The organism is Gemmatimonadota bacterium (assembly GCA_009841265.1).
Classification (GTDB): Bacteria; JAAXHH01; JAAXHH01; order JAAXHH01; family JAAXHH01; genus JAAXHH01.
The window spans coordinates 1-2,666 of record VXMB01000008.1; the positions used below are offsets into that span (position 1 = coordinate 1).

At 58.0% G+C, this 2,666-nt stretch carries 4 protein-coding genes; 2 read left to right on the forward strand and 2 right to left on the reverse strand.

What is annotated here, in order from left to right:
• The first annotated feature begins 131 nt into the window (after positions 1 to 131).
• Together F4X08_05010 and F4X08_05015 are read left to right on the forward strand one after the other, a co-directional pair.
• The gene (locus F4X08_05010) at positions 132 to 1,052 is read left to right on the forward strand and encodes an IS1595 family transposase (GenBank protein MYD25153.1); all 921 of its coding nucleotides are present in this window, start codon (positions 132 to 134) and stop codon (positions 1,050 to 1,052) included.
• Positions 1,049 to 1,288, forward strand: a complete 240-nt coding sequence (locus F4X08_05015; protein MYD25154.1) for a DUF2513 domain-containing protein — start codon at positions 1,049 to 1,051, stop codon at positions 1,286 to 1,288. The genes F4X08_05010 and F4X08_05015 overlap by 4 nt, the downstream gene beginning before the upstream one ends.
• On the opposite strand, the gene F4X08_05020 is transcribed toward F4X08_05015, so the two are convergent.
• Together F4X08_05020 and F4X08_05025 are read right to left on the reverse strand one after the other, a co-directional pair.
• A complete protein-coding gene (locus F4X08_05020) occupies positions 1,285 to 2,067 on the reverse strand; it encodes a hypothetical protein (GenBank protein ID MYD25155.1) in 783 nt (260 codons plus the stop codon). The two genes, F4X08_05015 and F4X08_05020, sit on opposite strands and share 4 nt — an antisense overlap.
• Positions 2,068 to 2,078: 11 nt before the next feature.
• On the reverse strand, positions 2,079 to 2,630 hold the full coding sequence (locus F4X08_05025; GenBank protein ID MYD25156.1) for a site-specific DNA-methyltransferase: 552 nt from the start codon (positions 2,628 to 2,630) through the stop codon (positions 2,079 to 2,081).
• Between the last annotated feature and the right edge of the window lie 36 nt (positions 2,631 to 2,666).

Genomic DNA, 2,666 nt, shown 5'->3' on the forward strand with positions numbered 1-2,666 from the left:
TGCAGTTGTGCGAATTGCTTCCGGTAGTGGCACTCGATAACGGAATGAATAGATTGGGAATTATAAAGAAAGGTTGACAATTGCCGCCTAACCATGTAGTCTGATTGTAGACCGATTGGAGGGACAGAAACATGGCAGGCAAGTCATTCCGCAAGGGTCTCGGAATCATCGAGTTGATGGAGATGTTCCCCGATGAGGATGCCGCCCGAACGTGGTTTGAGGCAACGCGCTGGCCGAACGGGCGCACCTGCGCCCACTGTGGCAGTGAGCGAACATCCGAGGCATCCCACGCCAAGATGCCGTACTGGTGCGCCGATTGCCGCTCCTACTTCAGCGTGAAGACCGGAACAGTCATGGAGGCCTCCAAAATCAAGTTGCACAAGTGGGCGATTGCCTTCTACCAGATGGTGACAAATCTCAAGGTTGTCAGCTCCATGAAGCTGCATCGTGACATTGGCGTCTCGTACCCAACCGCGCTCTTTCTGAGTCACAGAATCCGCAAGGCGATGCAGGGCGGCGATCCGTTGTTCAGTGGGCCGGTTGAGGCCGACGAAACCTACATCGGCGGCAAGGAAGCCAACAAGCACGAGGCCAAGAAGCTCCATGCCGGACGCGGCGCGGTTGGCAAGTCAGCCGTCGCGGGCATCAAGGACCGCAACACGAACCAGATAACCGCCATGCCCGTTGAGACCACGGATGCCCGCACCTTGCAGGGATTCGTTCACGGCCACACGTACTCCCAGACCGTTGTGTTCACCGACGATGCCCGGGCATACGTCGGCTTGCGCCGCCCGCATGGAGCGGTCAGCCATTCGACGCGTGAGTTTGTTGACGGCATGGCGCATACTAACGGCATCGAGAGTTTCTGGGCGATGCTGAAGCGGGGCTACAACGGGGTGTACCACAAGATGAGTGCCAAGCATCTGAACCGCTACGTCACAGAGTTTGAGTGGCGGCACAACGTGCGGATGGAAGACACCATTGCTCAGATGTCTGACCTCATGCGCGGGACAATCGGCAAGCGGCTTAGGTACAGGGAGATGGTGGCGTGAAACGAGATATGCAACTGATAAAGGCCATACTGAAGTTCGCCGAAGGCAAGCCCGACGCCAACCCGGTCGCATGCCCTGATATTCCGGGCTATACGACTGAGCAAGTGACGTACCATGTCGGGCTGTGCGCCGAGGCGGGCTATATCAAAGCCTCTGCGACGATGGACGCTACTTACATCCGGTACCTCACATGGAACGGCCACGAGGCGCTAGACGGCCTGCGCCAAGCACCCTAAGCCGCTAGCTGGAGCTTCGCCCGTAGGTAGTCCATTCCCCTATCGCCCTTGACGCGATTGCAGGCGCTACACAGTAGTTGCAGATTCCCGATGTGGTCAGTGCCGCCCTTCGCACGCGGCACGATGTGGTCTACGTCAAAGTGACGCGCCTCGAAGTGGTGTCCGCACCCTTCACAATTGCCCGATTGCAAACCGTAGAGCGTGGCCTTGTGTGAGCGGTAAGGCGGCAACGCGCCGAGGTCTGTGCGTTGCGGAATGTCCTCGCGGTGAATCACACCGTCAAATAGCGGGCCTCTATCCTCGCGGATCCGGCGCAGTACCAGGTCAACAGCGAGCGGCGATAGGTCAATGCCTACCCACCGGCGCTCCAAGCGGTCAGCCGCCACCATCGCAGTAGCGCATCCTGCGAATGGGTCAAGCACCACGTCACCCTCGTTTGATGATGCGCGGATGATGCGGTCTAGCAGGGCTAACGGTTTCTGCGTGGGATAGCCCGTGCGCTCCCTATCACTACTGGACAGCACATTGATGTCTGACCACACGTTAGTCAGCCGTCGGCCCGGAGAATCATGCAGGTACCGCTTGCGTCTGGGAATGCCATCAGCGTTGTAGACTAGCAGCCCTTCGCGCTCGAATTGGAGCATCGTCTCTTTGGCGTATCGCCACTGGCGCACATTCCCCTTGAACTCGTAAATCATGTTCGGGCGGTCAGCGTTATTCGTGCAGGATGTTGTGGTGTAGCGTCCACGTTCGTCCTCGTAGCGATAGTCGCGCGCCACCTGCGCAGGGTCTAGAGGTTCGTAGGGCGGATTCCACGTCCACTCATCCCCCCCCCCGTGTAGTAGAGGAGCGATTCGGTAGCCCTACGCAGTTTTTTGCGGGATAGGTTCTCAGCCGAACGATTCCACACAATCTCGTCACGGAAGTTGCGCCTACCAAATATCGCGTCCATCACCAGCTTGAGGTAGTGGCTCATGGTCGGATCGCAGTGGAGATAGATGCTGCCCGTCGGTTTCAGCACGCGTCGCATCTCCAATATCCGCGCCGCCATGTAGACGAGGTATGATTTATCGCTGTCCGTAATGGCGGCAAGCAACACGCGATGCAGGGCCGGATGCTTGGCCTCGATGAGGTTCACCCATTCGGCATCCACGTCACTGAGAGTCCACGTATCTTTGAACGCCGCGCCTGCCGCCTGCGAACCGATGGGAGCGGCGTAGTTCGCATTGGAGTTGAAGGGCGGATCGAGGTAGATGAGGTCTACTGTTTCTGAGTCCATACCCCTCAGAACGTAGAGGCAATCACCCGTCCAAATCGTTCTGTTTGCAAAGTTGGCGGCCATGCCGTCATACTAAGCACGGTTGACGGACTTGTCAAC

Bases quoted from the DNA above. Each gene is read 5' to 3' on its own strand.
- F4X08_05010 (MYD25153.1), top strand. From the start codon at position 132: ATGGCAGGCAAGTCATTCCGCAAGGGTCTCGGAATCATCGAGTTGATG.
- F4X08_05025 (MYD25156.1), bottom strand. From the start codon at position 2,630: ATGGCCGCCAACTTTGCAAACAGAACGATTTGGACGGGTGATTGCCTC.